Origin of the sequence: Pseudomonas sp. PA27(2017) (genome assembly GCF_001945445.1) — a bacterium.
GTDB lineage: Bacteria > Pseudomonadota > Gammaproteobacteria > Pseudomonadales > Pseudomonadaceae > Aquipseudomonas.
The window spans coordinates 185922-210211 of record NZ_MSXW01000012.1; the positions used below are offsets into that span (position 1 = coordinate 185922).

At 64.0% G+C, this 24290-nt stretch carries 21 protein-coding genes; 18 read left to right on the forward strand and 3 right to left on the reverse strand.

Features of this window, described 5'->3' with window-relative positions:
* The first annotated feature begins 45 nt into the window (after positions 1 to 45).
* The 10 genes from dgcB (at position 46) to BVH06_RS06195 (ending at position 12114) form a co-directional block, all read left to right on the forward strand.
* Entirely contained in the window at positions 46 to 2004 is a 1959-nt protein-coding gene (dgcB, locus tag BVH06_RS06150) for a dimethylglycine demethylation protein DgcB (protein ID WP_075933539.1), read from the forward strand.
* On the forward strand, positions 2005 to 3234 hold the full coding sequence (locus BVH06_RS06155) for an electron transfer flavoprotein subunit alpha/FixB family protein (RefSeq protein WP_075933540.1): 1230 nt from the start codon (positions 2005 to 2007) through the stop codon (positions 3232 to 3234). It begins immediately after the preceding gene.
* Between the two features lie 68 nt (positions 3235 to 3302).
* Positions 3303 to 4076 carry an electron transfer flavoprotein subunit beta gene (locus tag BVH06_RS06160; protein ID WP_075933541.1) on the forward strand — a complete coding sequence of 258 codons (774 nt, stop codon included), beginning with the start codon at positions 3303 to 3305 and terminating at the stop codon, positions 4074 to 4076.
* Positions 4077 to 4115: 39 nt separating this feature from the next.
* Positions 4116 to 4367, forward strand: a complete 252-nt coding sequence (locus tag BVH06_RS06165) for a hypothetical protein (RefSeq protein ID WP_075933542.1) — start codon at positions 4116 to 4118, stop codon at positions 4365 to 4367.
* A gap of 431 nt (positions 4368 to 4798) precedes the next feature.
* A complete protein-coding gene (gene sbnA / locus BVH06_RS26010; RefSeq protein ID WP_075933543.1) occupies positions 4799 to 5773 on the forward strand; it encodes a 2,3-diaminopropionate biosynthesis protein SbnA in 975 nt (324 codons plus the stop codon).
* A gap of 6 nt (positions 5774 to 5779) precedes the next feature.
* Complete coding sequence (gene sbnB, locus BVH06_RS26015; protein ID WP_075933544.1) at positions 5780 to 6811, forward strand: 2,3-diaminopropionate biosynthesis protein SbnB; 1032 nt, start codon at positions 5780 to 5782, stop codon at positions 6809 to 6811.
* On the forward strand, positions 6805 to 8595 hold the full coding sequence (locus tag BVH06_RS06180) for an FAD/NAD(P)-binding protein (protein WP_075933545.1): 1791 nt from the start codon (positions 6805 to 6807) through the stop codon (positions 8593 to 8595). The genes sbnB and BVH06_RS06180 overlap by 7 nt, the downstream gene beginning before the upstream one ends.
* Complete coding sequence (locus BVH06_RS06185; protein ID WP_075933546.1) at positions 8592 to 9206, forward strand: glutathione S-transferase family protein; 615 nt, start codon at positions 8592 to 8594, stop codon at positions 9204 to 9206. The genes BVH06_RS06180 and BVH06_RS06185 overlap by 4 nt, the downstream gene beginning before the upstream one ends.
* A gap of 12 nt (positions 9207 to 9218) precedes the next feature.
* On the forward strand, positions 9219 to 10655 hold the full coding sequence (locus BVH06_RS06190) for an L-lactate permease (RefSeq protein WP_075933547.1): 1437 nt from the start codon (positions 9219 to 9221) through the stop codon (positions 10653 to 10655).
* Positions 10656 to 10671: 16 nt separating this feature from the next.
* Positions 10672 to 12114, forward strand: a complete 1443-nt coding sequence (locus BVH06_RS06195; protein WP_075933548.1) for a PLP-dependent aminotransferase family protein — start codon at positions 10672 to 10674, stop codon at positions 12112 to 12114.
* Positions 12115 to 12489: 375 nt separating this feature from the next.
* Here the strand turns inward: BVH06_RS06195 and BVH06_RS06200 are convergent, their stop codons facing one another.
* On the reverse strand, positions 12490 to 13590 hold the full coding sequence (locus BVH06_RS06200) for a GlxA family transcriptional regulator (protein ID WP_075933549.1): 1101 nt from the start codon (positions 13588 to 13590) through the stop codon (positions 12490 to 12492).
* A 1260-nt stretch (positions 13591 to 14850) separates the two neighbouring features.
* Here BVH06_RS06200 and BVH06_RS06205 point away from each other — a divergent pair.
* From BVH06_RS06205 to modC, 7 genes are all read left to right on the forward strand, one after another.
* The gene (locus BVH06_RS06205) at positions 14851 to 16047 is read left to right on the forward strand and encodes a glycine betaine/L-proline ABC transporter ATP-binding protein (protein ID WP_075929754.1); all 1197 of its coding nucleotides are present in this window, start codon (positions 14851 to 14853) and stop codon (positions 16045 to 16047) included.
* A 1-nt stretch (position 16048) separates the two neighbouring features.
* On the forward strand, positions 16049 to 16930 hold the full coding sequence (locus tag BVH06_RS06210) for a proline/glycine betaine ABC transporter permease (protein WP_075929755.1): 882 nt from the start codon (positions 16049 to 16051) through the stop codon (positions 16928 to 16930).
* A 43-nt stretch (positions 16931 to 16973) separates the two neighbouring features.
* The gene (locus BVH06_RS06215; protein ID WP_075929756.1) at positions 16974 to 17918 is read left to right on the forward strand and encodes a choline ABC transporter substrate-binding protein; all 945 of its coding nucleotides are present in this window, start codon (positions 16974 to 16976) and stop codon (positions 17916 to 17918) included.
* Positions 17919 to 18126: 208 nt separating this feature from the next.
* Entirely contained in the window at positions 18127 to 18987 is an 861-nt protein-coding gene (locus BVH06_RS06220; protein ID WP_075929757.1) for a glycine betaine ABC transporter substrate-binding protein, read from the forward strand.
* Positions 18988 to 19168: 181 nt separating this feature from the next.
* The gene (gene modA, locus BVH06_RS06225; RefSeq protein WP_075929758.1) at positions 19169 to 19927 is read left to right on the forward strand and encodes a molybdate ABC transporter substrate-binding protein; all 759 of its coding nucleotides are present in this window, start codon (positions 19169 to 19171) and stop codon (positions 19925 to 19927) included.
* Positions 19928 to 20218: 291 nt separating this feature from the next.
* A complete protein-coding gene (gene modB, locus BVH06_RS06230) occupies positions 20219 to 20902 on the forward strand; it encodes a molybdate ABC transporter permease subunit (RefSeq protein ID WP_075933550.1) in 684 nt (227 codons plus the stop codon).
* The gene (gene modC / locus BVH06_RS06235; RefSeq protein ID WP_075933551.1) at positions 20899 to 21993 is read left to right on the forward strand and encodes a molybdenum ABC transporter ATP-binding protein; all 1095 of its coding nucleotides are present in this window, start codon (positions 20899 to 20901) and stop codon (positions 21991 to 21993) included. The genes modB and modC overlap by 4 nt, the downstream gene beginning before the upstream one ends.
* Positions 21994 to 22172: 179 nt before the next feature.
* Here modC and BVH06_RS06240 read toward each other — a convergent pair whose 3' ends face one another.
* Complete coding sequence (locus tag BVH06_RS06240; RefSeq protein WP_075933552.1) at positions 22173 to 23111, reverse strand: sigma-54 dependent transcriptional regulator; 939 nt, start codon at positions 23109 to 23111, stop codon at positions 22173 to 22175.
* A gap of 52 nt (positions 23112 to 23163) precedes the next feature.
* Positions 23164 to 23745, reverse strand: coding sequence for an alpha/beta hydrolase (locus BVH06_RS06245; RefSeq protein ID WP_075929762.1), 582 nt, complete (start codon positions 23743 to 23745; stop codon positions 23164 to 23166).
* A gap of 252 nt (positions 23746 to 23997) precedes the next feature.
* On the opposite strand from BVH06_RS06245, the gene oscA reads away from it, so the two are divergent.
* A complete protein-coding gene (gene oscA, locus BVH06_RS06250) occupies positions 23998 to 24180 on the forward strand; it encodes a sulfur starvation response protein OscA (protein WP_013793331.1) in 183 nt (60 codons plus the stop codon).
* Positions 24181 to 24290 lie beyond the last annotated feature (110 nt).

Below are 24290 nucleotides of genomic sequence, written 5' to 3' on the forward strand. Positions count from 1 at the left end.
GGGCCGGCCCGCTCCCACCACATCTCGTCCGGTGAGGACAGACCGATGCTGAACACCCTTCTACCCATTCTGCTCTTCGCCGCCCTGGCCCTCGCGGTCATCGGCGCGGCCAGGCGCTTCTTCATGTGGCGCCGCGGCCGCCCGGCCAAGGTCGACTGGATCGGCGGCCTGCTGAAGATGCCGCGGCGCTATCTGGTGGACCTGCACCACGTGGTCGAGCGCGACAAGTACATGTCCAAGACCCACGTGGCCACCGCTGGCGGCTTCGTGCTGGCGGCCGTGCTGGCCATCGTCGTGCACGGTTTCGGCCTGCACAACCGCATCCTCGGCTTCGCCCTGCTGGCTGCCACGGTGCTGATGTTCACCGGTGCCCTGTTCGTCGCCAAGCGCCGCCTGGACCCACCCTCGCGCCTGTCGAAAGGGCCGTGGATGCGCCTGCCGAAAAGCCTGCAGATGTTCGCTGGCAGCTTCTTCATCGCCACCCTGCCGGTGGCCGGGATTCTGCCCGCCGACTTCGGCGGCTCGGTACTGGCGGCGATCCTCGCCGTTGGCGTGGCCTGGGGCGTTTCCGAGCTGTTCTTCGGCATGACCTGGGGCGGGCCGATGAAGCACGCCTTCGCAGGCGCTCTGCACCTGGCCTGGCACCGCCGCAGCGAACGCTTCGGTGGTGGGCGCTCCACCGGCCTGAAGGCGCTCGATCTGAACGACCCGAAAGCCCCGCTGGGTGTGGAAAAACCCACCGACTTCACCTGGAACCAGTTGCTCGGTTTCGACGCCTGCGTGCAGTGCGGCAAGTGCGAAGCCATGTGTCCCGCCTTCGCCGCCGGCCAGCCGCTCAACCCCAAGAAGCTGATTCAGGACATGGTCATCGGCCTGGCCGGTGGCAGCGACGCCAAATTCGCGGGCTCGCCCTACCCAGGAAAGCCGCTTGGTGAACACAGTGGCGGCCCGCACCAGCCGATCGTCTCCCTGCAGGGCAAGGCCCTGGTCGATGCCGACACGCTATGGTCGTGCACCACTTGCCGTGCCTGCGTCGAGGAGTGTCCGATGATGATCGAACACGTCGATGCCATCGTCGACATGCGTCGTCATCTGACTCTGGAAAAGGGCTCGACCCCGAACAAGGGCGCCGAGGTGCTGGAAAACCTCATCGCCACCGACAACCCGGGCGGCTTCGCACCCAGTGGCCGGCTGAACTGGGCGGCAGACCTGAACCTGCCGTTGATGGCCGACAAGGGCAGCGCCGAGGTGCTGTTCTGGGTTGGCGACGGCGCCTTCGACATGCGTAACCAGCGCACCCTGCGCGCCTTCGTGAAGATCCTCAAGGCATCCGGCGTCGACTTCGCCGTGCTCGGCCTGGAAGAGCGCGACAGTGGTGACGTCGCCCGCCGACTCGGCGACGAAGCGACCTTTCAGCAGTTAGCCAAACGCAACATCGCCACGCTGAACCAGTACCGCTTCAAGACCATCGTCTCCTGCGACCCGCACAGTTTCCATGTGCTGAAGAACGAATACGGCGCCCTGGGCGGCAATTACCAGGTCATGCACCACAGCACCTTCATTGAAACCCTGCTGCAGCGCGGCAGCCTCAACCTGGGCCAACACAAGGGCGGATCGGTCACCTACCACGACCCGTGCTATCTGGGCCGCTACAACGGTGAGTACGAGGCGCCGCGGGCGGTGCTCAAGGCCATCGGCATCGAAGTCAAGGAGATGCAACGCTCGGGCTTTCGCTCGCGCTGCTGCGGTGGTGGCGGCGGCGCGCCGATCACCGACATCCCCGGCAAGCAACGGATTCCCGACATGCGCATGGAAGACATCAAGGAAACCGGCGCCGAGCTGGTCGCCGTCGGCTGCCCACAGTGCACCGTGATGCTCGAAGGCGTGGTCGAACCGCGCCCGCAGATCAAGGATATTGCCGAGCTGGTGGCAGAGGTGTTGATCGAAAGCGAAGTGCCGCAGAAGAAATCCGTCGCGCAACCCACTGCCGTGGAGGTGGCCTGAATGAGTGACATCATCCGCCGTGACCCGCGTGCCGAGCGTATCGCCCGCAACCGCCTGCATCCGCTGCACGCTGCCCTGCAACCCCAGCAGATCCAATGGATGGGCCCCAACGGCATCGTCCGCAAGAACCCGCACGCCGCAGCGGCCGGCTTTATTGGCCCGGCCGGCATCAAGCGCATCGACCGCAGTGGCGCCCAACAGGGCGGCAGCGGCAAGCGCCAGACCGGCAGCGCCCAGGTACAGCTGCCGCTGCATGTGGTCGAGCAGCCGGCCTTCATCATCGCCGTGGTACCGGACATGGTCGGTGGCCGCCTGAGCAGCCACGACAAGGATCTGCTCGGCCTCGCCCATCAACTGGCCGGCAAGGATGGCGCCGTGCTGGCCGTGGTTTTCGGCGAGCACAAGGAATCCGCTTTCGACAACGCGGGGGTCGATCGCCTGCTGCAACTCGAAGGCGACGAATACAGCGGCTACTCGCCCGAGCAGCGCGTGTTGGCGCTGCGCGCCGTGGAGAACCAGTTCGGTCCGCGCCACTGGCTGTTGCCGGACAGCCGCACTGGCGGTGGCGAACTGGGCCGCCGCCTGGCTTCCGGCCTGGGCGAGCGCCCGGCCACCCGCGTCTGGCAGGTCAAGGATGGGCAGAGCACGGGCCGCGCCGGTGCCGGTCGCGAAGATATCGCGCGGGCAGCGCCGCGGCTGATCCTGGCCGCCGCCGAGTGCGCCGAGCCGGTCAGCGAAACCCGCCATGAAGCACGCCAGGTCGAGCTGTCCGCGCAGGTCCCGCGCAATCTGCCACGCATCGAAGACCTGGGCTCGGTCGCCGTCGACCCGGCGCAGATTCCCATGGCCGAATCCGAATTCATCCTCTCCGGTGGTAACGGCGTGAAGGACTGGGACCTGTTCCACCGCGCCGCCGTCGCCTTGGGCGCCACCGAAGGCGCCTCACGGGTGGCGGTGGACGACGGCCACATGCCGCGGGCCCGTCAGGTCGGCGCCACCGGCACCTGGGTTACCGCGCGGGTCTACGTGGCGGTGGGCATTTCCGGGGCGATCCAGCACCTGCAGGGCATTGGCGCCTGCGACAAGGTGGTGGCGATCAACCTGGATCCGGGATGCGACATGATCAAGCGCGCCGACATGGCGGTGATCGGCGACTCGGCGGCGATCCTCCAGGCCTTGATCGAGCGCGTGGAAGCACACCGCAACGGAGCCAAGCGCGATGCCGCATGACTCTCTCGGTCGCTTCTGGTGGGAGCGGGCCATGCCCGCGAAATCGCACACACAACGGGAGATCCGGCATGGCTGATCTGAACGTCGTCACCCTGGTCTCCATCGGTTCGCACCCCGCCTCGGGCCGCCCGCGGCGCGCCGAACAGGATGCCCGCGCCGTCGAGCTGGGCCTGCGCCTGGCCGGTGAAAAACTCAACGTCGTGCATGCCGGCGACCCGCAGGAAGACACCCTGCGCGCCTACCTGGGCATGGGCTTGCCGGGTCTTACCGTACTCGAGCAGAGCCGCGAGGCCGACGCCCTGCCAGCCCTGGCCGAACACCTGCAACTGGCCAAGGCGCAGCTGGTGCTGACCGGCAGCCAGGCAGAAACTGGCGAAGGCTCGGGCATGCTGCCCTACCTGCTGGCCGAGCGCCTGGGCTGGCCGCTGGTCGTCGGCCTGGCAGAAGTGGAAAGCATCGAAGGCGGCAGCGCCCAGGTGCTGCAGGCCCTGCCCCGCGGGCAACGGCGGCGGCTGAAGGTGCGGCTGCCCTTCGTCGCCAGTGTCGATGGCGCCGCACCGGCAGCCCGGCAGAGCGCATTCGGCCCGGCACGGCGCGGCACCCTTGAGCGTGAAGCGGTGGAACTGGTCGACGACCCGCTATATGCCGACGCGCAATGGCAGCCGGCCCGACCGCGCCCCAAGCGCTTGAAAGTGATCAAGGCCAAGACCGGTGCCGAGCGCATGAAGGCGGCGACCGCAAAAGCGGCGGGCGGTGGTGGTCAGGTAATCACCGGCGTCTCGCCACAGGAAGGCGCAGAGGCTATCTTCAAGCTACTGCTGGATGAGGGCGTGCTGCGCTGACGGTACGCCGAATTCGAACTTGCCGCGAGGACGCCCACGATGATGCATACCGAACTGATCGACCAGGAAGATCTGCGCGAACGCCTGGTCGCCCTTGGCTTCAGCGTTCCCAGCGGCGCCACCGCCGAGCAGGCCTGCGAATACGCAGTGACCGGCTTGTGCCCGGAGCGCGCCCTCGCCCTGCGCCACATGGTCGAAGACATCCTCGCTGGCAGCGCGACCGTGCTACCGACCGTGCGCGAAGCCATTTCCCGCACATTGTTGCCGGCGCTGGTGCCTAGACCACGCTGAGTTGCAATCGAAGCACACTTGCGAGAGCTGCCATTGCTGTTTCAGCTCGCCCTCGTTTTTAAAAAGTGCAACTGCTTACCTTGCTAGCAGTAGCCGATGACTTGAGTTTGGAGGCCTACGGCTCTCCAGCGCTTCACACAGCCATCAGGACTCTGCGCGTGTATTGAAAAACGCCGCATTCCTGTATCTGTCGCACTCCCCCCTCCCAGCCGCACCATCGCTCCTGTAGCGCTAGTCGGCGCACTTAAATGCCAACGCAAAACAATATAAGCACCATCATTTCTACGGATGGAAAGCGAATTTGTAAATAGCCGCAGAGCAGGCAAGTACGCCGCAGGTAGTTACTTCCCCGAGACCCTCTATTTCCAAGCCAAACGGCGCTGTGGCCTCAGGCCCCGTTTCGTTCAGGAAGGCTTTACAAGGATGTACTCATGATTAATAAATTAATAAATGAAGACAATTACGTCCAAATTGATCAGCTGTGCAGCGCCAAAGTGCAACTCAAGATCGAAGGACTTAACCCGGCAGGCTCAATCAAACTCAAAACTGCTTATGCCGTCATTTCGGATCTTGAAAGCCGCGGGCTGATCACCCCCAGAACGCGGCTGATCGAATCCTCGTCGGGCAACCTCGGCGTGGCCCTGGCGATGGCCTGCGCGGCCAAGGGCTACCAGTTCGTCTGCGTCATCGACCCGAACACCTCGGCGCCCAACCGCAAGCTGATCCAGGCCCTCGGTGCGCAGGTGATCGTGGTCGACCAACGCGACGAAAACGGTGGTTTCCTCTACTCACGCATCCGCCTGATCGAACAGATGGTCGCGCAGAACCCCGACTACATCTGGCTCAACCAGTACCAGAACCCGAACAACCCCCTGGCCCACTACAACGCCACCGCGCGGGCCATCGCCGAAAAGTTCGGGCATGTCGACTACCTGTTCGTCGGCGCCGGCACCACCGGCACGCTGATGGGCTGCAAGCGCTACTTCGCCGAACACCATCCGCGCACCAAAGTGATCGCGGTGGACTCGGTGGGTTCGGTGACCTTCGGCCTGCCCGGCGGCACCCGCCACATCCCGGGGCTCGGCACCAGCCGCCGCCCTGAGATCTACGAGCCCAGCGACATCCACGCCTTCCTCACCGTGCCCGAGGTGCGCACGGTACAGGTATGCCGCTGGCTGGCGCAGCGCTACGGCCTGCTGTTCGGTGGTTCCACCGGCACGGTGCTGGCCGGCGTGCAGCAGTGGGCGGCGCAGATCCGCCCGGACGATGTGGTGGTGGCGATCTCCCCGGACATGGGCGAGCGCTATCTGGAACCCCTCTATTCAGACGATTGGGTCAGCCAACGCTTGGGCCCGGACGCGCTGCAACCGTTGTTCCCCGAACTCCCTCTCTCCCTTACGGCGTAACCAGTCATGACCGCACAAGCTTCGATTCCCACGTTTCACGTGATCCCCGGCGCCACCGTCAAGGACATCCTTGCTGGCATGCGCCAGGAGGCCATCGAGGTGGTCGCGCAGACCTACCTCACCCACGAGCGCGGCGAAACCGTAAACCCGGACAGCTATTTCCTGCGCTTCCCCGAAGAGTCGGCCAACCGCATCATTGCCCTGCCGTCGGCGATCGTCGACAAACAGGGCAAACAGTCGGTATCAGGCATCAAGTGGATCGCCAGCTACCCGGACAACATCCACGCCGGCATCCCAAGGGCCTCAGCAGTACTGATCCTCAACGACCCACAAACCGGCTACCCCTACGCACTGCTGGAAGGCGCGCTGATCAGCGCCGTACGTACCGCCGCCTCGGCCGTGCTGGGCGCCTGGCTGCTCAATAACAAACAAAAGCGTGCCGGTAGCCTGTCGATCATTGGCGGCGGCGTGATCGCCCGCAACATCCTCGACACCTTCATCGTCGGCGACTGGTCGTTCGGCCAGGTCGGCGTGCATGACCTCAACCGCGAATCAGCCGAAGCACTGGCCGGTTTCGGTGAGCAACTGGGCCTGCCGCAGGTGCAACTCTGGTCGCTGGAAGAAGCGCTCAAGGCCGATATCGTGGTGTTCGCCACCAGCGCCGGCACCCCCTACGTCAGTGGCGACGATATCTTCCACCCAGGCCAGATCGTGCTGAACATCTCGCTGCGCGACATCGATGCCGGCATCGTCGCCGCCAGCTACAACTACTTCGACGACGTCAGCCACTGCCTCAAAGCCAACACGTCGCCGCACCTAGCCGAGCAGCGCTTCGGCCACCGCGATTTCGTCACCGGCACCGTGGCGCAGATCCTGCGCGGCGAACTGCAGGTTAACCGTGACAAACCCCTGATCTATTCGCCGTTCGGCATGGGCATCCTCGACCTGGCCCTGGGCCGGCGTATCCATGACGTCGCCCTTGAGCAAGGCTCGGCTTTCGAGGTGCCGTCGTTCTTCGGGGAGGAGCGCAGATGGTGAGCAAATCCCTGCACATCGGCCTGGTAGGCTGCGGCTCGCGCGGGCTGTCGATCTTCGAGCGCCTGCTGAGCATCGCCGAAACCCGCCCGCAACAGCCGCTGCTGATCGACATCTTCGACCCCAATGTTTTCGGCACCGGTGCCCACTGGCCCAACCAGCCGGACTACCTGCTGCTAAACACCGTAGCCGGACAACTCGGGGTGTACCCCGACGCGGCGGCCTTCGGCCCCCTGCACGATGCCCGCGAACGCTCGGGCCCGGATTTTCTGGAGTGGTGCCGGGCCAAGGGGGTCAAGGTCGACCCGAAGACCGGCCTGGTTGCCGACGACGGGCGCGCGGTGGAGCCAGAGGACTTCCTCCCGCGCCGGCTGCTCGGCGCCTACCTGGCCGACGCTTTCTCGCACATCCTGAGCAGCGCGCCAGCCTGGGTGGCGGTGCGCCTACACCCGCACCCGGTGGTCGGCCTGCGCACCGATGCGCAGCAGGCCTACCAGCTCAAGCTGCCGTCGGGCGACTCTGTAACCGTTGGCCGCTTGATCCTGACCGTCGGCCATACCGGGCGGGTGCGGGCAGACGAGGAAGGCCGGGTGGGTGATATCTACCCGCTGCCGGGCAGCCTAGACAGCATCGCCGCCGGCGAAGCCGTGCTGCTCGAAGGGCTGGGCCTGGGGGCGATGGATACCCTGGCGGCGCTGACCGCTGGCCGCGGTGGCGCCTACCACCGTATGGCTGACGCCAGCCATGTGTACTTCCCATCCGGCAAGGAGCCGGTGATCTATATCCAGTCGCGTGACGGCCTGCCGTTCCGCGCGCGACCCAATGGCCTGACCCGGGCGCCACGGCATAAGCCGATCTTCCTCACCAGCACCCACATCGATGCGCTGCGCCAGCAGGCGCCAAACGGCCAGCTGGACTTTGAACGTGACGTGCTGCCGCGCATGCTCTTGGAAATGCGCGTGGCCGGCACGGCGGTGCTGCACGCCAAGACCGACCCGGCGCGCCAACGTGAAGTGCTGGAACAACTGCGCACAGTCAGCCTGCAAACGCCCACCGATACCCGCGAGAGCGAAAGCCTGCTGCGTCACTACGAGACGCTGTCCGGCGCCATCGACCCGCATGCGCTGATCCTGCACAGCCTGCCGGCGCAGGTGAACGCGCACAACTACCATGCGTGGATCTACGACGCCATCGAGGCCGACCTGCACGAGGCCCGCATCGGCCGCACCGAATCGCCGGTCAAGGCGGCCATTGAGGTGTGGCGCGACCTGCGTGACCGGCTGCGCGAGGCGGTCGACTTCGACGGCCTCACCGAGGCTTCGCACCGGCAGTTCTACGGCCGCTGGCACAAGGCGATCAACCGCCTGGTGGCCGGGCCGCAGAAGGAGCGCCACGCCGACCTACTGGCCCTCAGCGACGCCGGGCTGCTGACCTTCCTGCCGCCGGGCGCCGTGCCAGTCGCCAAGCCTTACCGGCGAGTGGCCGGTTACGTGCAGGGCAGCGGCGTGCGCGACAGCGACTGCGCCCCGGTGCGCGACCTGGCGCGGCTTGGCCTGATCCGCCCGCGCACTGACGTGCCGGCCCTGGATGGCATCGATGTCGACGCGGCCTGCCACCCTCGCGCCAGCAGCGGCGAATCGGTGCGCAACCTCTGGGTGCTCGGGCCGCTGGCCGAGGGCTCGTGCTACTACAACCACTACGTCACCTCGGCCGGCGCGCCGTCGCGGCTGTTCATCGACGCCCACAAGGTCGCCTCGGCCATCCTCGACACAAGGACCGCCCCATGAAGCTCTACTACCAGACCCACTCGCCCTACGCCCGCAAGGTGCTGGTGATGGCCCATGAACTCGGGCTCGCCGAGCGCCTGGAGGTGATCCACCACGAGACCAGCCCCACGACCCGCAACGAGACCATCTACCAGGCCAACCCGCTGGGCAAGGTGCCGGTACTGATGCTGCCCGAGGGCGAGGCGCTGTTCGACTCGATCGTGATCTGCGACTACCTCGATACCTTGCACCAGGGGCCGAAGCTGATCCCGCTGCAAGGCCCCGAGCGCTACCAGGCCCTGCGCCTGCAGGCGCTGGCCCAGGGCCTGTGCGATGTCGGCATCAAGCTGCGCTGGGAAGTCGAGCGCCGCCCGGCGCACCTGCGCTACCCGGCCTATGGCGAGGGCCAGAAGTACAAGCTCGAAGAGTCGTACCGCTACCTCGAACAACAAGTCGAACTCGACGGCCCGCTGAACGTTGGCCACGTTGCCCTGGGCACCGCTCTGGACTGGATCGTGTTCCGCGAGCTTTGCGACTTCGCCCAGCACCTACGCCTGAACGCCTGGTACCAGCGTTTCTGCGACCGCCCCTCGATGCGCGCTACCGAGTACAGCGGTCAGACCCACGATTAAGGAACACAGCACATGGCTGCTCTCTTGTTGCAAATGTCGCCCATCGGCCTGGTGATCGCCCTGATCCTGCTGGTGCGTCGCCCGCCGGTGCAGGCAGCGCTGGCCGGCGTCGCGGTGGTGTTCCTGCTGTGGGGCATGGGCGCCGCGGCACCGCTGTCGGCCGCCGCCAGCTCGGCGATCATCAAGGACACGATGATCCTGTTCCTCAGCACCGCCTGCGTGATCGTGCCGGGGCTGGCTTTCGTCATCCTGGTGGAGCGCGGCGGCGCGCCGCAGGCCATCGGTGCCTGGGTGCGCGAGCTGGGCTGGAAGCCACCGGCGCAGGTGATCTTCATCGTGCTGGGGTTGGCGCCGCTGCTGGAAGCGATGACCGGCTTCGGCGTCTCGCTGATCGCCACCGTGCCGCTGCTGATGGGGCTGTTCTCGCGCCAGGCCGGGATGAAGATCGCCCTGGCCGGCATGGTCATCATGCCGTGGGGCACCCTGGGCCTGGCCACGGTAATCGGCGGCTTGCTCACCCATGTGCCGGCCAACGAGCTGGGCAGCCATTCGGCGCTGATCAGCGCGCCGGTGTTCCTGGTGCTGGCGGGCATCGCCCTGTGGCAGGCCGGCATTCGCAGCGCCCTGCCATGGCTGGGCTTATGTGCGGTATCGGTGCTGTTCAGCGCGGTGCTGTACGGTATCAACCGCTTTGTCGGGCCTGAGGTATCGGGGGTGCTGGCGGGGCTGACCGTGGCCGCCGTGGGCCTGGTGATTTCGTACCTGCAGCGCAAGCGCCTGGTGCGCTGGCCGGCGGCAGCCTGGCCGTACCTGGCGCTGCTGGGGGTGATCGTCGCCTCGCGCGCGGTGTTCGTACTGTCGGGCTGGGATGGCGTGTGGGTGATCAGGGGCGAGCATGTTTCATGGAAGCCGCTGGCCTCGCCAGGGCTGGCGCTGCTTATCGTCACCGTGCTGATGACCCTGCGTCAGCGCGCCGACGGCAGCTTCCCGTGGGCTTCGCTGCTCAAGCGCGCCAAGTTCCCGGTGGCGACCATCTTCCTGTTCCTACTGCTGTCGCAGGTGATGGTCAACGCGGGCTTTCTGGTCGAAGCGCAGCGCGCCCTGCAATCGCTGTCGGGGATTTCCCTGGCGCCGACCGTGGCGCTGCTGGCGGGTATCGCGGGCTACGTCACCGGCTCCAACGTGGGCGGCAACACCCTGGTGATGCCGTCGATCGCCGCCCTGGGCAGCGACTACGGGCCGTGGCTGGCGGCGATGGTCAACAGCGCCGCCGGGCATGGTGCGCTGGGTTCACTGTCGATCCTGTCGCTGATCACCGGGCTGGCGGCCGCCAACCGCGATGAAGAGCACGGGCTGATCCGCTTCGCCTTCGGCCTGGTGGCGCTGAACATCGCCATCGTTGCTGCAACCGGGGTGGTTTTACTTTATGTTCTGGGAGGTCATTCCTGAGCTGACAAGAGACCCCATGGATCGGTTTGAAACTCCTGATAAACGCTGGCGGAGAGTCAAGGACTGGATCATCCGCCAGATCGACAGCGGTGAATGGCCGGCGCGAACCAAGCTGCCGTCGATCCGCACCCTGGCACGCCTGTTCGACACCAGCATCACCACCGTACAGAGGGCCCTGGCCGACCTCGAGGCCAACGCCTATGTGCTGACCGAGCCGCGGGTCGGCTACTTCGTCTCGGCGACTGGGCGCGCCAACCCGGCCAGCCGCTTCGACTTCTCCAGCGTCACGGTCAACGTCAACCACGCGGTGGTCGCCATGCTTTCCCAGGCGGCCAGCCGCACTACCCTGTCGCTGAGCTCGGCCGTGCTGCACGGCGACCTAACCCCCCACGTGCTGCTCAACAAGTGCATGGCTGCACTGGCCAGCAAGGCCGACCTGACAATCGCCGGACTGGTTACGCCACCCGGGCATGCGGCGCTACGTCGGCGCGTTGCCGGGCTGATGCTGGCCCGGGGCGTGGTCTGCGGTCCGGACGAAGTGCTGGTGACCTCCGGCGATACCGTCGCCCTGGAACTGGCTCTGGAGGCCGTGGCCCAGCGCGGTGCCACGGTGGCCATCGAAACTCCCACCTACTATGGCATCCTGCAGACCATAGAGCGTTTGGGAATGCGCGCACTGCCCATAAGCACCCATGCCGAAAGCGGAATCGATATAGATCATCTGGAGGAGGCACTGACGCAGAAGAAGGTCGATGTGATCTTTCTCAACCCTACACTGCAGAATCCACGCGGCTTCATCATGTCCGAAAATGACCGCGCTAAGCTTTCGCAGCTAGCCCGTGAAGCCGATATACCGATCATCGAAGACGATATTTTTTTCGATCTGGTGCCGGAGGGCGAACGGCCAAAAGCAATCAAGAGCTATGACCGAACCGGGCAAACCATCTACTGCTCATCGTTCTCCAAAACCGTCGCACCGGGTTATAGAGTGGGTTGGTGCGTCGCTGGCAAGTACCGCGATGCGATCCTCGCACAGATGTTTTCGCGCAACCTGGCGGTGTCGAGTCTCGCGCAATGCACACTCAATGAGTTCATTGGGCGCGGCTATCTGGAAGAACACTGCGCTCAACTGCGTAAACAACTGACGGCCATAAACAATATGGTACAGGCACTGGTGCACTCAGCATTCCCGCCAGGGACGACATACGTGCCACCGCGTGGGGGATTCATTCACTGGCTGGAATTGCCGGAAGAGACAGATATGGCCCGCTTGCAGCAGCTTGCCCAAGTGCGGGACTACCACATCGCCGACAGTGGAATCTTCTTCGCAGATGGCCAAGCCACCAAGGGACTAAGACTATGCCTAGGCAGGCCGCTTTCTCCAGAACTGGTTGCGGGCCTAACAGTATTAGGTGAGTGCGCCATGCAGGCTCAGCAGATTCGGCTAGCAACGGCCTGATATTTGGGCACATGAAATCGAAGCCAAATGGCCCCGGCAGCGCATGGGTTGAAAGACGCGGGCGTTGCTCCAAACACTGTGCGCAGGCCTGTGGATAAACTGTTGGATAACCGCGCAACGACAGGGTATCGGGCACTCCGCCAACTGGCGATTTATTGCTCAGCCCCTAACCGGCACGCTCAGCGAAACGGCCGGTTTGATTGGGTTTCAGGCAGGTCTCACCGGCAAGCCCCGCGGTATTCGGCTCACTGGTATCTTGCGCACAAATACTCTGTGCATAACTGTGGATAATCTGTGAAAGGCCGCGCAGACGCCGCGGATGGCGGGCGTCTGCGCCAGTTGCGCATTTTTTGCGCAGGCCGCCAGAATGGCGGGTCAGATCACCCGCACGCTGGCGAACGTCGACTCGCCCTGGGCACGGCTCAGCGCCGCCATGGCCGATGACGACTCGTGCAGCAGTTCATCGTGTACCGGCACCAGTGCCACGACGTTGGAGCTGCTGCCGGCACGCTCGTCACGCGGTGGAATGCCGAAGTACTCGCGGTAGCACTTGGAGAAGTGCGGCGTGGATACGAAGCCGCAGACCGAGGCCACTTCGATGATCGACATGGACGTCTGCTTGAGCAACTGGCGAGCACGGATCAGGCGCAGCTTCAGGTAGTAGCGCGACGGCGAACAGTGCAGGTATTTCTGGAACAGCCGCTCCAGCTGGCGACGCGATACGTCCACGTAGAGCGCCAGTTGGTCGAGATCGATCGGCTCCTCCAGGTTGGCTTCCATCAGCGCGACGATTTCCTGCAGCTTCGGCTGGTTGGTACCGAGCATGTGCTTGAGCGGCACACGCTGGTGATCCTGCTCGTTGCGAATGCGCTCATAGATGAACATTTCGGAAATCGCCGCCGCCAGCTCGCGGCCATGCTCGCGGCCGATCAGGTGCAGCATCATGTCCATCGGCGCAGTGCCGCCGGACGAGGTGTTGCGGTTACGGTCGATGGAGAACAACCGCGTGGTGATGGCCGCGCGTGGAAAGGCCTCCTGCATGGCGGCGAGAAATTCCCAGTGCACGCTGCAATCGTAGCCGTCGAGCAGGCCGGCCTTGGCCAACGCCCAGCTGCCGGTGCATACCGCGCCCATTTGCCGACCCTGACGAGCCTGGGCCTGCAGCCATTGCACATGATCGCGGGTGACGCTGCGCTGAATATCCACACCACCGCAGACGATCACGGCGCTCAGTGCCGGGGCGTTGGCCGTGCTGGCATCAGGGGTGATCTTCAAACCGTCGCTGGCGCATACCGGCTGGCCGTCGAGGGTCAGGGTGTGCCAGCGATACAGTTCCTTGCCGGAGAGCTGGTTGGCCATGCGCAGGGGTTCCACCGCCGAGGCCAGGGAGATCAGGGTGAAGTTGTCCAGCAGCAGAAAACCGATGGACTGGGGAACGCGACTCTGGAGCTGCGCTCCCTGATTGAACTGGGACATCAATGAACCCTCACGCTAACCAGGTTATGAGCCTTCATGGCGAGGCTCTGTTTTCTTGTAATTACGCCCGACTGGCAGTCAAGCAGATGACCTATGTAACGCAAAGGCCATGCCGACATTGAACGCCCGTTCAAACAAGAGCTGGCAGTAACTGAGAAGGCCGGTTGTCGGGCCTTGAAGGCACCCTGAAGCGGCAACGGGAAAAGGGCGCAATGTGCCATGCCACAAGGGCTTGAGCATTTTGGTAGCAGTAGCTGGCGTAACGGTGTTTCCGCACAGTCTGCAGGGGTAACCGAGCAGCACGACAAGAATATGACTGACCGGTCACGCAGGCGACATATCGGCCAGAAGCACCCATGCACCAAAAGCTGGCGAAAGCCCGCTGCGCTGAGCAAAAAATGCTCACTGCCGTGGGGCATCGACGCTTTTCTATCGGCTGGCCGATCGCTCCTCGGCTGCAGCCGCTGGCGGGTGCGATGAATGCCGGAAAAGCGCCGGCGGTTAGATGAAAACCACCGCCAACTATTCGCCCTCCGACGGTGGAAGACGCCATCGAACGGCTCGAAAACGACCGCAGCTGATACGCTTTTTGCTCACTACCAACAGCTTTACATACGTTTTTTTGAAATTAGCTGTAGCCCGCATGGCCCCTGGCCTTCACTGTGCTGAGGGCTGAAAACCGCGCCATGCGCGGCCTCCAGCCTTGGGCAAGTACAGAAAGAATCTGTTATGGTTTTTTTAGGCGAGGGCTCCGTGTCGTCGCCCAACACGTCAGGGTCGTAATTCGATAATTGCCACGACCGCAAGACTATATCGTTGAGTCAGCCGATTTCGTCGCTGCCGCTCTTGACCAGAGCGGCAGACTGGGGCCCACCGCCCCGGACCGAAGAACAGATAAGTGCTGGCTACCGCAACAGGGCGCCAGCCCAACAAGAAATTTCGGATGTACGCGCATCTCGGATGAGATGTGAATACCCAAAGGATTGGGCTTCGTAACACTGCCAGAGGGTTTGGAAAGCAGTTTGCAGCACGGCCACGCATTACATCATTCGTCACGTTCACCTATTGCGCTCGCCTCGGCGACCGCTCTGGGACGCGCTCGAGTGCCTGCAGAACGCCTTGTGACAGAACGCTGTCCAAACCCAGGAACCGTGTATATACCCACAAGCAAGAACAGTCTGCATCGCATGACGGGTGCCCGGTGGGCGCTCGGCAAGCTGCGTGTGACTGCTCTGATGTCTACTGAAGGGGAAACATCCCATGCAGTCTGGAAAAATCGTCGTCGAAAACCTCTACAAGGTGTTCGGCGACAAGCCGCAAGAAGCCATCGACCTGCTCAAGCAAGGATGGAGCAAGGACAAGATCCTCGCTGAAAAAGGCGCCGTGATCGGTGTCAGTGACGTGTCGTTCAGCGTCGAAGAGGGCGAGATCTTCGTCCTGATGGGCCTCTCGGGCTCGGGTAAATCCACCCTGATCCGCCTCATCAACCGGCTGGTCGAACCCACCGCCGGCAATGTCTACATCGACGGCCAGAACGTCGCCAAACTTCCCAAGGACCAGCTCATCGACCTGCGTCGTCGCGACATGAGCATGGTCTTCCAGTCCTTCGCCCTGATGCCCTCGCGCACCGTGCTCGAAAACGCCGCCTTCGGTCTCGAAGTCGCCGGCAAGGGCCGCAAGGAGCGTGAAGAACGCGCCATGCAGGTGCTCAAGCAAGTCGGCCTGGACACCTTCGCCAGCAAATTCCCCCACGAGCTGTCCGGCGGCATGCAGCAACGGGTCGGCCTGGCCCGCGCGCTCTCCGTGGACCCGTCGATGATCATCATGGACGAAGCCTTCTCGGCCCTCGACCCGCTCAAGCGCCGCGAGATGCAGGACATCCTGCTGGAGCTGCAGAAGACCCATCGCCGCACCATCATCTTCGTATCCCACGATATCGAAGAGGCCATGCGCATCGGCAACCGTATCGGCATCATGGAGGGCGGCAAGCTCGTCCAGGTCGGTACACCGCAAGAACTTATCGACAATCCTGCCAACGAATACGTACGCAACTTCTTCGATACGGTCGACACCAGCCGCTATCTAACCGCTGGTCAGCTGAAGGCCAACAGTGTTCCGGTCTACGTGCACAACGGCAAGGCACCCGATGCGCAGACCGTGTGCCGTGAACTGCAGGCGCAGGACAAGCACTACGCCTTCATCGTCGACGAAGACAACAAGTTCCGCGGCTCCATCAGCCTGGAGAAGATCGCATTGCTGGTCGAAGGCGGCGACTCCCCGGCACTCGATGGTGACGTGCTGAAAGCCATCAGCCCGGTTCCCGAAGACCTGCCTCTGGATCAGGTGATCAACCGCCTGGTGGACAACGAAGGTCCGATCCCGGTGGTCGACCAGGATGGCCATTACAGCGGCGCCATCAGCAAGGGCCGCCTCCTGACCCGCCTGCAGGGAGAATGACATGAGCGAGAAACTGGATCTGGGTAGCTGGGTCAACGACGCGGTCCAGCACATGCTGGACAACTACAGCGGCGTGTTCGACAGCATGGGCAGCGTGGTCAGCGGCTTCTCCGAAGCGATCGAGAACGTGCTGATGCTGCCACCGGCGTGGCTGCTGATCGCCATCTTCGTGGCCCTGGGCCTGTGGCGCATCGGCTTTCGCTTCGCGGTGTTCACCACCGTGGCCTTCGTGCTGATCGTGATGACCGGCTTCTGGGAGCAGACCGTGGTGACCCTCGGGCTGACCTTCTCGGCGACCCTGATCAGCCTGCTGATCGGCATTCCGCTGGGCATCTGGGCAGCCAAGAGCGAGCGCGTGTCGACCATCATCCGGCCGATTCTGGACTTCATGCAGACCATGCCGGCGTTCGTCTACCTGATTCCGGCGGCCATGCTGTTCGGCCTCGGCCGCGTGCCCGGCATCATCGCCACGGTGATCTTCGCCATGCCGCCGGCCGTGCGCCTGACCAGCCTGGGCATCCGCCAGGTCAACAAAGAAATCGTCGAGGCCGGCCAGTCGTTCGGCTGCAACAGCCGCCAGCTGCTGTTCAAGGTGCAGCTGCCCAATGCCATGCCGTCGATCATGGCGGGCGTCAACCAGACCATCATGATGGCCCTGTCGATGGTGATCATCGCCTCGATGGTCGGTGCCGGCGGCCTGGGTAACGACGTGCTGGCGAGTATCCAGCGTCTGGACATCGGCCTGGGCTTCGAAAGCGGTATGGCCGTGGTGCTGCTGGCGATCATTCTCGACCGCATCACCGAAAGCTTCGGTACACCGCAGACCGCCGCAAACCGCGCGGGTTGGCTGAGCTGGTTGAGTGCGCGACTGCAGCGCCAGTAAAAGGCCATACTCAGCTTCCTCTCAATCACACAAGGATTCGCGGATGAACATATTCCACAAGGCAGCGGGTGTCGGTTTGTTGTCCTGCGCCCTGGTGCAGGGCGCCTGGGCGCAGGAGCCGGCGAGCTGCAAACAGGTACGCTTCGCCGAAATCGGCTGGGCCGATATCGCAGCCACCACTGGCGTGGCCATGACCCTGACCGAAGGTCTCGGCTACACGCCGCGCAAGACCATGGCCTCGGTGCCGATCGCCTTCACCGGCGTGAAGAACAAGCAGATCGACGTGTTCCTCGGCTACTGGGCTCCCTCCATGGACTCGGTGATCGAACCGTTCACCAAGGACAACAGCGTCAAGGTGCTGGCCAAGCCGAATCTGGAAGGCGCCAAGTACACCCTGGCGGTGCCGACCTACGCGGCCGAAGCGGGCCTGAAGAGCTTCCAGGACATCGCCAAGTTCAAGGATCAGCTGGGCGGCAAGATCTACGGCATCGAGCCGGGTAACGACGGCAACCTGCTGATCGACGGCATGATCAAGGAAAACAAGTTCGACCTGGGCGACTTCAAGATGGTCGAGTCCAGCGAAGCCGGCATGCTGGTGCAGGTGCAGCGCGCGATCCGCAAGAAGGAGCCGGTGGTGTTCCTCGGCTGGGCGCCGCACCCGATGAATACCCAGTACGACATGACCTACCTGTCCGGTGGCGATGACGTGTTCGGCCCGGACTACGGCGCGGCCAAGGTCTACACCGTGGTGCCCACCGACTACGAGGAGCGTTGCGCCAACGTCGGCAAACTGCTGAACAACCTGCAGTTCAACGTCGAGATGGAAAGCCAGCTGATGGAGAAAGTCCTCGAGAAGCAGGACCCTGCCGACGTCGCCAAGCAATGGATCAAGGCCAACCCGCAGGTGCTCGATGCCTGGCTGCAAGGCGTGACCACCTTCGACGGCCAGGATGGTGCGGCCGCCGTGAAGAAATTCGTCGGGCTCTGAGCCCGCACTCACCGCGACCCGCCTGCACCTGGGCGGGTCAGGTACAGCAGGCGAGGCGGCACGCATCGCCTGTCAGCCGGGGGCCCAGGCCCTCTGCGCCGGTGCCAACAGGGCTATGCCCTGCTCTGCACAGCTGGTGCCGCAAGGCCCGCGATCAGAACGAGCCAGTAAACCACCTGAACTGCCACTCACTGACGGAGCAAGACCTATGCACAACTTCAAACGCCTCTGCCTGCAGAGCCTCGGTGCTGCTGCCCTGGCCCTGGGCATGTCCGGTGCCATGGCCGCCGACAAGCCGGCCCTCAAGATCGGCTACGTGAACGGCTGGGACGACAGCGTCGCAGTCACCCATGTCGCCGGTGAAATCCTCAAGACCAAGCTCGGTTACGACGTGACCCTGCAACCGGTCGAGCCGGCCATCATGTGGCAGGGCATCGCCCGTGGCGACCTTGACGCCACCCTCTCCGCCTGGCTGCCCGCCACCCACGGCGAGTACTACGAGAAACTCAAGGACAAGGTGACCGTGCTGGGCACCAACTACGACGGCGCCAAGATCGGCCTGATCGTTCCCGAATACGTTGAAGCCAAGACCATCGCCGACCTGGAGAAATACGCCAAGGACTTCGATGGCAAGATCACCGGTATCGACGCCGGCGCCGGTGTGATGCGCCGTACCGAAGACGCGATCAAGGAATACGACCTCAAGAGCATCAAGCTGATGCCGAGTTCCGGCCCGGCCATGACCACCGCCCTGACCCGCGCCGAGAAAGCCCAGAAGCCGATCGTGGTGACCGGCTGGATCCCGCACTGGATGTTCGCGCAATGGAAACTGCGTTTCCTGGAAGACCCGAAGAACGTCTTCGGTGAAGCCGAGCACGTCGACACCGTGGCCAACCCGGGCCTGGAAGCCAAGGCACCGGAAGCGGCGGCCTTCCTGAAGAAGATTTCCTGGAGTGCCGAGGAAGTCGGTTCGGTAATGCTGTCCATCCGCGACGGCGTGAAGCCGGATGAAGCGGCCAAGCAGTGGATCGCCAAGAACCCGGATCGCGTGGCCGAGTGGCTGAAGTGATCTGAGCGTTCGCTAGCGCGACGTCCCGCAAATGCCAGTCAGCCACCTGACTGGCATTTTTCGTTCAATGCCCCTCGTGACTGCCTGCCCGATCAAGTTTGGCTTCCCTACCGTCATATATTTTTGTATATAGCGGTAGCAAAAGTGGCCGCCATCTGCGGCCCTCACCCAGGAGCCATTCATGCACAGCCGCCTCGTTCGTCCGCTTCTTCTGCTTTGCGCCAGCTTCGCCCTGGCCGGCAACGTCCTCGCCGACCAGGTTCAGGTCGCGGTCGCCGCCAACTTCACCGCCCCCATGCAGGCCATCGCCAGCGCCTTCGAGAAGGACACCGGGCACAGCGTGCAGGCGTCCTACGGCGCCACCGGGCAGTTCTACGCGCAGATCAGCAACGGCGCACCGTTCGAAGTGTTCCTCTCTGCCGATGACAGCACGCCCGCCAAACTCGAGCAGGAAGGCCAGAGCGTAAAAGGCTCGCGCTTCACCTACGCGATCGGCACGCTGGTACTGTGGTCGCCGAAGCAAGGCTTCGTCGATGACCAGGGCGCGGTGCTGAAGAAGGGCGAGTTCAAGCACCTGTCCATCGCCAACCCGAAAGCGGCACCCTATGGCCTCGCCGCCACCCAGACCCTCGACAAGCTGGGCCTGAGCGACGCGCTCAAGGGCAAGATCGTCGAGGGCCAGAACATCACTCAGGCGCTGCAGTTCGTCTCTACCGGCAACGCCGAGCTGGGCTTCGTCGCCCTTTCCCAGGTCTACAAGGACGGGACGATCACCAGCGGCTCGGCCTGGGTGGTGCCGGAGACGATGTACGAGCCGATCCGCCAGGACGCGCTGATCCTCAAGAAGGGCGAAGCCAACCCGGCCGCCAAGGCGCTGGTCGAGTACCTGAAAGGGCCGAAAGCCGCCGAAATCATCAAGGCCTACGGTTACCAGCTCTAGAGAGCATGTCGGAACCCTTTGCGGGTCGATGCCGCAAGGGGCTGCTAGGTGGCGGTAGCGGCCGTTATCCGATCCATTGTGCCGCGACCTCGCGGCGAATCGCTCAGGCACCGCCGAAATAGGCAGTCAGGCTGCAATCGTTTCGCCCCGAGGTCGGGGCTCCCACAGGTTGGCTTGAGTGTCTGCTCCTGCCTTTTTACAGCCCTCCATTTGCAATGCCGGAACCAGCGTCGGAAGATCGTCAGCCGGCTATGGCACCCGTCTCACCGCCAACTTTTGAAAGGCCACCGAATGCCCCTGGGCCCCAATGACTTCGCCGCCATTCTCCTCACCCTGGAGCTGGCGACCCTGACCACCGTGCTGTTGCTGCTGGTCGGCACGCTCATCGCCTGGTGGCTGGCGCGCACAGACTCGTGGCTGAAGCGGCCGATCGGCGCCATCGTCGCCTTGCCGCTGGTGCTGCCACCAACCGTAATCGGCTTCTACCTGCTGATCAGCATGGGGCCCAACGGTTTCTTCGGCCAGCTGACCCAGGCGCTCGGCCTGGGCACCCTGACCTTCACCTTCGCCGGGCTTTTGATCGGCTCGGTGTTCTATTCCCTGCCGTTCGTGGTGCAGCCGCTGCAGAACGCCTTCGAGGCCATGGGCAGTGCCCCGCTCGAGGCTGCCGCCACGCTGCGCGCCGGGCCCTGGGATACCTTCTTCAGCGTGGTACTGCCGCTGGCCAGACCGGGTTTTCTCACCGCGGCGATTCTCGGCTTCGCCCACACCGTCGGCGAGTTCGGCGTGGTGCTGATGATTGGCGGCAACATCCCCGGCAAGACCCAGGTGGCTTCGGTACAGATCTACAACCATGTGGAAACCATGGAGTACGCCCAGGCCCACTGGCTGGCCGGCGGGATGGTAGCGTTCTCGTTTCTGGTGCTGCTGGCGCTCTACTCCAGCAACCGCCGCGCGCAGAAGGCCTGGACATGAACGACCTGCAGATCCACGCCCGCTTCGCCCTCAGCCATCCTGGCTTCACCCTGGACGTCGACCTGCAACTGCCCGGCCGCGGCGTCAGCGCGCTGTTCGGGCCCTCCGGCTCGGGCAAGACCACGGTACTGCGCTGTGTTGCCGGGCTGGAGCGATCTGGCAGCGGTTACCTGAAGGTCAACGGCGAAACCTGGCAGGACAGCGACAATGGCATCTGGCTGCCGGCCCACCAGCGCCCGGTTGGCTACGTGTTCCAGGACGCCAACCTGTTTCCCCACCTTTCGGTGCGGCGCAACCTGGAGTTCGGTTTCAGGCGCATCGCCAAAACCGCGCGCCGCGTGCCCTTCGAGCAAGCGGTCGAGCTACTCGGCATCAGCCACTTGCTCGAACGCCTGCCCGATCGCCTCTCCGGCGGTGAGCGCCAGCGCGTCGGCATGGCTCGCGCCCTGCTCACCAGCCCGCGCCTGCTGCTGATGGACGAGCCCCTGGCAGCGCTGGATCTCAAGCGCAAGGGCGAGGTGCTGCCCTATCTGGAGCGTCTGCACGACGAGCTCGACATTCCGATTCTCTACGTCAGCCACGCGCCGGATGAGGTAGCACGCCTCGCCGATCATCTGGTAGTGCTCGACGAAGGCAGCATCACGGCCAGCGGGACGCTCAAGGAAACCCTGATCCGCAATGATCTGCCATTCATCTTCGAGGACGAGGCAGAAGCGGTGATCGACGGGCTGGTCGCCCACCATGATGGCCACTATGGGCTGCTCGGCATCGACCTGGCCGGCACCACGGCAAGCCTGCGGCTGGCGCACGCGCCGCTGCCAGCGGGGCGGTCGGTGCGCATCAAGATAAAGGCCCGCGACGTCAGCCTGAGCCTCGAGCAGGCACGCGACAGCAGCGTACTGAATCTGCTCCCGGTGACGGTGCAGCGCTGGTTCGATCTGCCCAACCCGGCGCACCGTCTAGTGGAACTGCAGCTGGGCGAACAGCGCATCATCGCGCGCATCACCCGCTATTCGTTCGATCAGTTGAGCATCCAGGCCGGCCAGGCCTTGTGGGCACAGGTGAAGTCGGTGTCGCTGCTGGCGTCATAGCGCGCGCCAGAGCAACCCACCGTGGGAGCGGGCGGGGACGCCTGGTCCATGCCCGCGAAGCGATTTCGCGCATGCCGCCCCCAGGGAGTCGCTACCATCGCGTCCCGGGTGGGTGGAGCGACGTCAAACCAAGAATTGGCGATAACCGCGAGTCCAAGCACCGCGTAGCCCAACAGGCATCAACCTCCAAGCCGACGCTCGGCCTGTCGCAACACGTCGCGCAGCGCTGCCAGTTGATTCGCGTCGCCAGCCTCAAGCAGCTGCTCGAACGCCTGCTCGATCCGCTTGAGCGGTGGCGTGGCCGGCAGGTTGAGGTGCCGCGCCTCGATCTGCTCGGCTCCGCACACCAGCAGGGCAAAGTGCACCACGTTTTCCAACTCCCGCGTGTTGCCCGGCCAGTCATGCCGTTCCAGCACCTTCTGGGCAGCATGGCTGATGTTCGGCAACGGCAGGCGCAAGCGCTGGGTGTAAATACCCAGGAAATACTCGGCCAGGGGCAACACATCGCCGACCCGCTCACGCAGTGGCGGCAGTTCCAGATGGCCGTCACTGAGGTAATGGGCCAGACGCTCGTCGAACTTGCCGGCCTCGACCGCCCGCCACAGGTCGATGCTGGTCGCCGCGACCAGCCGCACATCCACGGGTGTCGGCGCCGATGCGCCGGCGCGCCAGGCCTCGCCGGTTTCCAGCACGCCCAGCAACTGCGCCTGCAACGCCAGGGGTAGGTCGGCGATCTCGTCCAGATACAGGGTGCCGCCATTGGCCGAGCCCAACCAGCCGGCGCGGCTGCTCGGCGCACCTTGATGGGCACCCGCGGTGTAGCCGAACAACTCGGCCTCGCCATGGTTGGGACTCAGGCCGCTGCAACTCAGGGCCACGAACAGGCCGGGGCGCTCACTGGAGCGATGAATATGGCGGGCCAACAGCTCCTTGCCGGTACCGGTTTCACCCTCGATCAGGATCGGCACTGGCAAGCCGGCGAGGCGCTCGACCTCCTCACGCAGCTTCCGGGTACGCGGGTCGATGAATACCAGCGCCTTGGCACGAATGCTCAGCGGGCTCTTGTCGGCGTCGGGAAAAATCAGCAGCGACGGGTCAGCTGCCGTAGACGGGCTCATACATGACTCTCCATGACGGTCAGGCCGCAAAAGGCCAGGCAGCGGCTACCGATCAGGCACGCAGGCGCAACTGCTGTTCGATGCGGCTCTGTAGGCGGAACAGGTAAGCGAAACCCTGATCCCAACGCTGGTGACCGGATTTCACGTTGATGTGCCCGGCACCGCTTAGAATGGCGACTTCACTGCCCCAATCCCGGGCCAGTTCGATGGCACGTGCGGCGCTGGCGGCCGAGTCGTTGTCGGAGCCCACCAACTGGCTGGGAAATGGCAGCGCCTGGCGTGCGATCGGCGCGAAGTTGCGCAGGGCCTCCGGGCAGTTGGGGCGCTCCACGTCGGCCGGCGCCACCAGCAGCGCGCCGCGCACGCGGCGTATGGATTCCGTCGACGCTTGAGCAGCCCAGCGGGCGACGGTGACGCAACCCAGGCTGTGGGCGATCAGGATCGCCGGGCGCGGATCGGCAGCGATCTGCCGTTCCAGCGCAGCGATCCAGTCCTGTTGGCGTGGCGCCAGCCAGTCCAGCTGCTCGACCCGCGCACTATTGGGCAGGCTGCGTTGCCAGTGGCTCTGCCAATGGTCATCACCCGAGCCCTGCCAGCCAGGGACGATCAGGTAGCGAACCGCTTCACTGCGCATAGAGCGCCCTCCGTATCTACATGACTTGCAGTGTACGAGGGCAAAATCCGATGTAAAAAGAATAAGAACTTATTTGCTTATTCCCTAATACGGCTCGTCGACTGATAGAAGCAAAACACTCGCATATTCTTAAAAGATATATAAATGTTCTTAAACAGTATTTTTAAGAATATTTCTAGCTGCTTAGTATCCGCTCCACGCCCCGCCACCGACAGCCGTCGCACCACGATTCGAGGGCAAGGAGCCAAAACCATGACCGCCACGCTTCGCAATCTGGAAGGCCAGGATGACGCCACCATCTTGCGCGAGATCCAAAGCGCCCTGAACGGCCTCAAGTTCGGCTCGGTTGAAATCACCGTGCACAACGGCCAGGTGGTGCAGATCGAGCGCAAGGAAAAATTCCGCCTCCAGCAGCCCGGCAGCAAGAACGCCTGAGCGCCTGAGCGCCTTTCGCCAACCCGACCACGGGCAGCCAACCATGAACCGCTACCAGTACTGCCGATGTAACCCGCGAATGCCGGCCTAGAGAGCAGACATCGCCTCGC

Bases quoted from the DNA above. Each gene is read 5' to 3' on its own strand.
- BVH06_RS06210 (WP_075929755.1), top strand. From the start codon at position 16,049: ATGAGCGAGAAACTGGATCTGGGTAGCTGGGTCAACGACGCGGTCCAG.
- BVH06_RS06155 (WP_075933540.1), top strand. From the start codon at position 2,005: ATGAGTGACATCATCCGCCGTGACCCGCGTGCCGAGCGTATCGCCCGC.
- BVH06_RS06220 (WP_075929757.1), top strand. From the start codon at position 18,127: ATGCACAACTTCAAACGCCTCTGCCTGCAGAGCCTCGGTGCTGCTGCC.
- modC (WP_075933551.1), top strand. From the start codon at position 20,899: ATGAACGACCTGCAGATCCACGCCCGCTTCGCCCTCAGCCATCCTGGC.
- BVH06_RS06240 (WP_075933552.1), bottom strand. From the start codon at position 23,111: ATGAGCCCGTCTACGGCAGCTGACCCGTCGCTGCTGATTTTTCCCGAC.
- dgcB (WP_075933539.1), top strand. From the start codon at position 46: ATGCTGAACACCCTTCTACCCATTCTGCTCTTCGCCGCCCTGGCCCTC.
- BVH06_RS06245 (WP_075929762.1), bottom strand. From the start codon at position 23,745: ATGCGCAGTGAAGCGGTTCGCTACCTGATCGTCCCTGGCTGGCAGGGC.
- oscA (WP_013793331.1), top strand. From the start codon at position 23,998: ATGACCGCCACGCTTCGCAATCTGGAAGGCCAGGATGACGCCACCATC.
- BVH06_RS06215 (WP_075929756.1), top strand. From the start codon at position 16,974: ATGAACATATTCCACAAGGCAGCGGGTGTCGGTTTGTTGTCCTGCGCC.
- BVH06_RS06195 (WP_075933548.1), top strand. From the start codon at position 10,672: ATGGATCGGTTTGAAACTCCTGATAAACGCTGGCGGAGAGTCAAGGAC.
- sbnB (WP_075933544.1), top strand. From the start codon at position 5,780: ATGACCGCACAAGCTTCGATTCCCACGTTTCACGTGATCCCCGGCGCC.
- BVH06_RS06205 (WP_075929754.1), top strand. From the start codon at position 14,851: ATGCAGTCTGGAAAAATCGTCGTCGAAAACCTCTACAAGGTGTTCGGC.
- BVH06_RS06200 (WP_075933549.1), bottom strand. From the start codon at position 13,590: ATGTCCCAGTTCAATCAGGGAGCGCAGCTCCAGAGTCGCGTTCCCCAG.
- modA (WP_075929758.1), top strand. From the start codon at position 19,169: ATGCACAGCCGCCTCGTTCGTCCGCTTCTTCTGCTTTGCGCCAGCTTC.
- BVH06_RS06160 (WP_075933541.1), top strand. From the start codon at position 3,303: ATGGCTGATCTGAACGTCGTCACCCTGGTCTCCATCGGTTCGCACCCC.
- modB (WP_075933550.1), top strand. From the start codon at position 20,219: ATGCCCCTGGGCCCCAATGACTTCGCCGCCATTCTCCTCACCCTGGAG.
- BVH06_RS06165 (WP_075933542.1), top strand. From the start codon at position 4,116: ATGATGCATACCGAACTGATCGACCAGGAAGATCTGCGCGAACGCCTG.
- BVH06_RS06180 (WP_075933545.1), top strand. From the start codon at position 6,805: ATGGTGAGCAAATCCCTGCACATCGGCCTGGTAGGCTGCGGCTCGCGC.
- sbnA (WP_075933543.1), top strand. From the start codon at position 4,799: ATGATTAATAAATTAATAAATGAAGACAATTACGTCCAAATTGATCAG.
- BVH06_RS06185 (WP_075933546.1), top strand. From the start codon at position 8,592: ATGAAGCTCTACTACCAGACCCACTCGCCCTACGCCCGCAAGGTGCTG.
- BVH06_RS06190 (WP_075933547.1), top strand. From the start codon at position 9,219: ATGGCTGCTCTCTTGTTGCAAATGTCGCCCATCGGCCTGGTGATCGCC.